8 protein-coding genes are annotated in these 6,634 nt (G+C 53.9%); 7 read left to right on the forward strand and 1 reads right to left on the reverse strand.

Annotated features, from left to right (window positions below; translation table 11 throughout):
* Positions 1-62 precede the first annotated feature (62 nt).
* Positions 63-1,064 carry an adenosine deaminase gene (add, locus tag ACLJPE_RS04040; RefSeq protein WP_000565565.1) on the forward strand — a complete coding sequence of 334 codons (1,002 nt, stop codon included), beginning with the start codon at positions 63-65 and terminating at the stop codon, positions 1,062-1,064.
* Between the two features lie 74 nt (positions 1,065-1,138).
* On the opposite strand, the gene ACLJPE_RS04045 is transcribed toward add, so the two are convergent.
* Positions 1,139-2,179, reverse strand: a complete 1,041-nt coding sequence (locus ACLJPE_RS04045) for an oxidoreductase (protein WP_000998240.1) — start codon at positions 2,177-2,179, stop codon at positions 1,139-1,141.
* Between the two features lie 207 nt (positions 2,180-2,386).
* On the opposite strand from ACLJPE_RS04045, the gene blr reads away from it, so the two are divergent.
* The 6 genes from blr to rsxC all read left to right on the forward strand — a co-directional run.
* Entirely contained in the window at positions 2,387-2,512 is a 126-nt protein-coding gene (gene blr / locus ACLJPE_RS04050; RefSeq protein ID WP_001708800.1) for a division septum protein Blr, read from the forward strand.
* 297 nt (positions 2,513-2,809) lie between these two features.
* Positions 2,810-3,025: a transcription modulator YdgT gene (gene ydgT / locus ACLJPE_RS04055; RefSeq protein ID WP_000217946.1), complete on the forward strand. Its 216-nt coding sequence runs from the start codon at positions 2,810-2,812 to the stop codon at positions 3,023-3,025.
* Between the two features lie 88 nt (positions 3,026-3,113).
* Complete coding sequence (locus tag ACLJPE_RS04060) at positions 3,114-3,554, forward strand: DUF2569 domain-containing protein (protein WP_000214061.1); 441 nt, start codon at positions 3,114-3,116, stop codon at positions 3,552-3,554.
* 76 nt (positions 3,555-3,630) lie between these two features.
* A complete protein-coding gene (gene rsxA, locus ACLJPE_RS04065; protein WP_000133179.1) occupies positions 3,631-4,212 on the forward strand; it encodes an electron transport complex subunit RsxA in 582 nt (193 codons plus the stop codon).
* Positions 4,212-4,790 carry an electron transport complex subunit RsxB gene (gene rsxB / locus ACLJPE_RS04070; protein ID WP_001092600.1) on the forward strand — a complete coding sequence of 193 codons (579 nt, stop codon included), beginning with the start codon at positions 4,212-4,214 and terminating at the stop codon, positions 4,788-4,790. The genes rsxA and rsxB overlap by 1 nt, the downstream gene beginning before the upstream one ends.
* Positions 4,783-6,634: electron transport complex subunit RsxC (gene rsxC, locus ACLJPE_RS04075; protein ID WP_079822865.1), on the forward strand; the 1,852-nt coding region annotated here is incomplete at its 3' end. The genes rsxB and rsxC, both read left to right, overlap by 8 nt.

Here is a 6,634-nt window from a genome sequence, read left to right on the forward strand (position 1 = left end):
TCCAGAGGATTATCAATCTGTAGTATAATGGTGCGCACTTTTATTAAAAATTGAGTGCGCCCATGATTGATATTACGCTTCCTTTGACTGACATCCACCGCCACCTTGATGGCAACATTCGCGCCCAAACAATTCTGGATCTTGGTCGGCAGTTCAACATCGCCCTTCCCGCCCAAACGCTGGAAACGCTGATTCCGCATGTCCAGGTCACCTCAACCGAACCTGATTTAGTAAGCTTTCTCACGAAGCTCGATTGGGGGGTAAAAGTCCTGGCATCGCTTGACGCCTGCCGCCGTGTGGCCTTTGAAAATATTGAAGATGCCGCACGTAACGGCCTGCATTACGTCGAGCTTCGCTTTTCGCCCGGCTATATGGCGATGGCGCATCAGTTACCGATCGCAGGCGTGGTTGAAGCCGTTATCGACGGAGTACGCGACGGCTGTAACACGTTTGGCGTCGAGGCGCGACTCATTGGCATTATGAGCCGTACCTTCGGCGAGGCGGCATGTTTACAGGAGCTTGATGCGCTGTTGGCGCACAGAGAGAAAATCACCGCGCTGGATTTAGCCGGTGATGAGCTGGGCTTTCCCGGCAGTCTGTTTTTGTCGCACTTTAATCGGGCGCGCGATGCGGGCTGGCATATTACCGTTCACGCTGGCGAAGCCGCAGGGCCGGAAAGTATCTGGCAGGCGATTCGCGAACTGGGGGCCGAACGTATCGGACATGGCGTAAAAGCTGTCGAAGATCGCGCGTTAATGGATTTTCTTGCACAGCAGCGTATCGGTATTGAATCCTGTCTGACCTCGAATATTCAGACCAGTACCGTCGCATCGCTGGCAGATCATCCGCTCAAAACCTTCCTTGAGCATGGCGTTCTCGCCAGTCTTAATACGGACGATCCGGCTGTTCAGGGCGTAGATATTATCCATGAATATCACGTCGCCGCGCCAGCGGCAGGATTGAGCCGCGAACAGATTCGCCAGGCGCAGATTAACGGTCTGGAAATCGCCTTTCTGAGCGATGGCGAAAAACGTGCGCTGCGCGAAAAAGTGGCCGCGGCGTAAAATTGCTTTATTGATGCTAACGCCCTCTCTCCGCCTGCGGTTTAATGCTATCCCAGGCGGAGAAATGCGACATCTCAGGCAAGACACAGCGTCGCGCGATGTTTTGCCGATTCCATGCCCAGTTCAATCAACTCCATAATTTGAATCGCCTGGCTTGCCGGCACGGGATTTTCACCATTACCGTTTAACGCATCGCGGATGGCGGCATAATATGCCGGATAGTTACCCGGCAACGTAAGCCAGTTCTCGTCTTTGCGCTTCTCTCCCTCAACCAGGGTCAATACGCCGTCACGCATGTCATATCCCCAGTCTTCCTGCGGTAAACGCTCGCCGTTTTTTAACCGTTCTTCCTGGGGATCGAGGCCATATTTTACATAGCTACCGCGCGAACCATGAACGATGTATCGCGCGGATTCCGCCGCGGCCAGCATCGTACCGTGCAAAATCACGCGGCGCTGGGGGTAGGATAAAATCGCGTGGAAATAATCTGTAGATTGCGCACCCGGACGCAGCTGCGCTAAATCCACCGTCATGCTGACCGGCAGGCCAAAAAGTTGAATGGCCTGATCCAACAAGTGCGGCGCCAGATCGTACCAGATACCACTTCCCGGCCCGCCTTGCTCGCGCCAGCGGTCGCGCACCTGGGGACGGAAGCGATCAAAGTGGGACTCAAACAAGGACACCTCGCCGAGCACGCCATCCGCCAGCAAGGCTTTCAGCGTCAAAAAATCGCTGTCCCAGCGTCGGTTGTGGAAGACGGAAAGTACCCGGCCAGTGCTCCGCGCAAGCGCATCCAATTCTCGCGCCTGTGACAGTGTCACGGTAAAGGGTTTATCAACCACCACATGCTTACCGGCTTCCAGCGCAGCTTTCGCCAGCGGGAAATGGGTATCGTTGGGCGTCGGGATCACGATCAGGTCGATATGCGGATCGTTAAATAAGTGTCGGGGCTCAGAGACCACGGAAACCGCCGGCCAATCTGCTTTCACTTTTGTTTCATCGCTGCTGGATACCGCCGCAAGCTCTAGCCCTGGCGTTCCCATAATTAAGGGCGCATGAAAGGTTTTACTGGCGTAGCCATAACCGATTAACCCAACGCGGATTTTGTCATTCATCTCACTGCCTCCGGTTTTAGATATCGCTATTCCACACCATCGTGCGATTAGCCGCAATAGCGTCCTGACCATCAACGTAGCATCAAATGATTAACTTGTTACAGAACAGAGGCTGAAATCGTTTGCTTCCCTCTTGCCGACCGTTCGCCAGGAAAGTAACATTTACCCCCTGTGTTTATGGATAAATCAAAGCAAATGTCGTCAATAATGAATCGTCTTATTGAATTAACTGGGTGGATAGTTCTCGTTATCTCAGTCATTCTTTTAGGTATTGCCAACCATATTGACAATTACCAACCACCAGAGCCCACGGCTTCCGTTCAGAAGAAGTAAGCGTCAGATAATGTAAAGGCATTTTCGCGTGGTACGGTAAGCGGCGCCCCGGGGGGGCAAAGAAAAGTCAAAAACCGGCAAAAAAAAACGAAATATGTCCTATCTGGTCTGACGTTTATTGCCTGTTGTAGGAAAGCGCGTTAACCTTTCGCCCCAGGCGCCATGTGGCGCCTGACTCTTTACCGGTAAGAATATTCCCTTTTTACCTGCACCCCTGACCTCTTACTGGTGCGGTTTTGTTTATTTTTTATCAGTGACTACTCCGTTGGCATTATATTTAATATGGATCAACTTTATATGACTGTTCAGGATTATCTATTAAAATTCCGCAAAATTAGTTCGCTCGAAAGTCTGGAAAAACTGTTCGACCACCTTAACTATACCCTTACTGATGACATGGACATTGTTAATATGTATCGCGCTGCAGATCACCGCCGTGCCGAACTGGTTTCCGGAGGACGCCTGTTTGATGTAGGTCAGGTTCCGCAATCCGTCTGGCGCTATGTGCAATAAAGAAAGTAGCGTTTAACATCAAAAACCTTATAATATTTGCCCCAAAATGAGCGGCATGACCGTTAATGCGCGTAACCCCGGAGAAGATATGACTACAACACCGCCACAACGAATTGGAGGCTGGCTTCTTGGCCCGTTAGCCTGGCTGTTAGTCGCGTTGTTGAGCGCCTCGCTGGCGTTATTACTCTACGTTATGGCGCTTGCCACACCGCAAACGTTCAAGACGCTTAGCGGACAGGAAACCGGTAATTTACTGCTATGGGGCATTTCATTTATTACCGCTATCGCCATGTGGTACTATACCCTGTGGTTGACAATCGCATTCTTCAAACGCAGACGCTGCGTGCCGAAGCATTACATTATCTGGCTGCTGGTGTCGGTGTTACTGGCGGTTAAAGCATTTGCCTTTTCGCCCGTCTCAGATGCCTTTGCCGTGCGTCAGTTACTCTTCCCACTGTTGGCGACGGCGCTCATTGTGCCTTATCTCAAACGTTCAGCGCGCGTCAAAACAACGTTTGTTAATCCGTAATAACCCTACAGTTAACCTGTTGTCGCCTGTGGTAGTTTGACAGATAATAGGCGGCTTTTTTATTTCAGGCCGAAACATGACTGATTACCTGCTGCTCTTTGTCGGAACTGTACTGGTCAATAACTTTGTACTGGTCAAATTCCTGGGCCTTTGTCCCTTTATGGGCGTATCCAAAAAACTGGAAACCGCCATGGGGATGGGCCTCGCGACGACCTTTGTCATGACGCTGGCGTCGATATGCGCCTGGCTTATCGACACCTGGATACTTATTCCGCTGGATCTGATTTATCTGCGGACGCTGGCCTTTATCCTCGTCATTGCTGTGGTCGTGCAATTTACCGAAATGGTTGTGCGGAAAACCAGCCCGGCGTTATACCGCTTGTTAGGCATCTTCTTACCACTGATTACCACTAACTGTGCGGTTCTGGGCGTAGCGTTACTGAATATTAATCTCGGTCATCACTTTCTTCAGTCGGCGCTGTACGGATTTTCCGCCGCCGTCGGTTTTTCATTAGTGATGGTTCTGTTCGCCGCCATCCGCGAACGCCTTGCCGTGGCGGATGTGCCCGCCCCTTTTCGTGGTAACGCGATAGCATTGATTACCGCAGGATTAATGTCTTTGGCCTTTATGGGCTTTAGTGGTTTGGTGAAGTTGTAATGAATACTATCTGGATTGCCGTTGGCGCCCTGACCCTTCTGGGCCTGGTGTTCGGCGCCATTCTGGGTTATGCCTCCCGCCGATTCGCGGTTGAAGATGATCCGGTTGTTGAAAAAATCGATGCGATTTTGCCGCAGAGCCAGTGTGGCCAGTGCGGCTATCCCGGCTGTCGCCCCTACGCCGAAGCCGTGGGTCTCCAGGGCGAGAAAATCAATCGTTGCGCGCCCGGCGGCGAAGCCGTCATGCTGAAAATGGCAGAGTTGCTAAACGTAGAGCCGCAACCATGCGATGGTGAAGAACAGCAGGCTGCGCCAGTACGTATGCTGGCAGTTATTGATGAAAATAACTGCATTGGCTGCACAAAATGCATTCAGGCCTGCCCGGTTGACGCCATCGTTGGCGCAACGCGCGCCATGCACACGGTCATGAGCGATCTCTGTACTGGCTGTAATCTGTGCGTCGATCCGTGTCCGACGCACTGCATCGAATTACGTCCGGTGAATGAGACGCCCGACAGTTGGAAATGGGATTTGAACACCATTCCCGTTCGCATCATTCCCGTGGAACAACATGCTTAAACTATTTTCCGCTTTCAGAAAAGATAAAGTCTGGGATTTCGACGGTGGTATTCATCCGCCCGAAATGAAGTCCCAGTCAAACGGCACGCCGCTGCGCCAGGTGCCTTTAGCGCCGCGCTTTGTTATCCCTTTAAAACAGCACATTGGCGCTGAGGGCGAGCTGTGCGTTAGCGTCGGCGATCGCGTGCTACGCGGCCAGGCGCTTACCCGTGGACGTGGGAGAATGCTGCCGGTACACGCGCCCACCTCCGGGACGGTTATCGCTATTGCCCCCCACTCGACGGCGCATCCTTCGGCGCTGGCGGAGTTAAGCGTCATCATTGATGCCGACGGCGAGGACCGCTGGATTGAACGCGAGGGCTGGTCTGATTACCGCGCCCACAGCCGTGAAGCGCTCATTGAACGCATTCATCAGTATGGCGTTGCCGGGCTTGGCGGCGCGGGTTTTCCCACCGGCGTTAAATTGCAGGGCGGCGGCGATAAAATCACTACGCTTATTATCAATGCCGCAGAGTGCGAACCTTACATTACGGCGGACGATCGTCTGATGCAGGACTGCGCCGCGCAGATTGTGGAAGGTATTCGCATCCTGGCGCATATTCTGCAACCGCGTGAGGTATTAATCGGCATTGAAGATAACAAACCGCAGGCTATTTCCATGCTGCGCGCCGTCCTGGCTGACGCCCACGATATTTCGTTACGTGTTATCCCAACCAAATACCCTTCCGGCGGCGCAAAACAGCTCACCCAAATACTGACGGGAAAACAGGTTCCCCACGGCGGGCGCTCCTCTGATATTGGCGTGCTGATGCAAAACGTCGGTACGGCTTATGCCGTTAAACGCGCCGTGGTTGACGGCGAACCGATCACAGAACGCGTTGTCACCTTAACGGGTGAAGCGGTAAGCCGTCCGGGTAACGTCTGGGCGCGGCTCGGCACTCCCGTTCGTCATTTGCTTAACGATGCCGGGTTCTGCCCTTCTGCTGACCAGATGGTCATCATGGGCGGCCCGTTGATGGGATTCACCCTTCCCTGGCTTGACGTACCGGTCGTAAAAATCACCAACTGCCTGCTGGCGCCATCCGTGACTGAAATGGGAGCGTCTCAGGAAGAGAAAAGCTGTATTCGTTGCAGCGCTTGCGCTGACGCCTGCCCTGCCGACCTTTTACCGCAGCAGCTTTATTGGTTCAGCAAAGGGCAGCAGCATGACAAGGCTACCGCACACCATATTGCTGATTGTATAGAATGCGGCGCCTGCGCCTGGGTCTGCCCCAGTAATATTCCGCTCGTCCAATATTTCCGTCAGGAAAAAGCGGAGATTAATGCGATCAGGCTTGAAGAAAAACGCGCCGCCGAAGCCAAAGCGCGTTTTGAGGCTCGTCAGGCAAGACTGGAGCGCGAAAAAGCCGCCCGCCTTGCACGTCACAAGAGCGCAGCGGTACAACCAGCGGCAAAAGATCAGGATGCCATTGCCGCTGCGCTGGCGCGGGTAAAAGAGAAACAGGCGCAGGCCACGCAACCGGTGGTTATTCAGGCGGGTAGTCTGCCAGACAATAGCGCCGTCATCGCGGCCCGTGAAGCGCGTAAAGCGCAAGCGCGCGCTAAACAAGCCGCTCATCCGGTGGCTGACAGCGCGATACCCGGCGACGACCCGCGTAAAGCCGCAGTGGAGGCGGCTATCGCCCGCGCCAAAGCCCGCAAGCAGGAGCAGCAGGCCGGAAGCGAACCTGCCGAACCGGTCGATCCGCGTAAAGCCGCAGTGGAAGCGGCTATCGCCCGCGCCAAAGCCCGCAAGCAGGAGCAGCAGGCCGGAAGCGAACCTGCCGAACCGGTCGATCCGCGCG

Source organism: Salmonella sp. SAL04196, from assembly GCF_046550835.1.
GTDB lineage: Bacteria > Pseudomonadota > Gammaproteobacteria > Enterobacterales > Enterobacteriaceae > Salmonella > Salmonella enterica.

What these genes read in the sequence shown, in the direction of transcription:
- ACLJPE_RS04045 (WP_000998240.1), bottom strand. Translation starts at nt 2,179, where the DNA reads ATGAATGACAAAATCCGCGTTGGGTTAATCGGTTATGGCTACGCCAGT.
- add (WP_000565565.1), top strand. Translation starts at nt 63, where the DNA reads ATGATTGATATTACGCTTCCTTTGACTGACATCCACCGCCACCTTGAT.
- blr (WP_001708800.1), top strand. Translation starts at nt 2,387, where the DNA reads ATGAATCGTCTTATTGAATTAACTGGGTGGATAGTTCTCGTTATCTCA.
- ydgT (WP_000217946.1), top strand. Translation starts at nt 2,810, where the DNA reads ATGACTGTTCAGGATTATCTATTAAAATTCCGCAAAATTAGTTCGCTC.
- rsxA (WP_000133179.1), top strand. Translation starts at nt 3,631, where the DNA reads ATGACTGATTACCTGCTGCTCTTTGTCGGAACTGTACTGGTCAATAAC.
- rsxB (WP_001092600.1), top strand. Translation starts at nt 4,212, where the DNA reads ATGAATACTATCTGGATTGCCGTTGGCGCCCTGACCCTTCTGGGCCTG.
- ACLJPE_RS04060 (WP_000214061.1), top strand. Translation starts at nt 3,114, where the DNA reads ATGACTACAACACCGCCACAACGAATTGGAGGCTGGCTTCTTGGCCCG.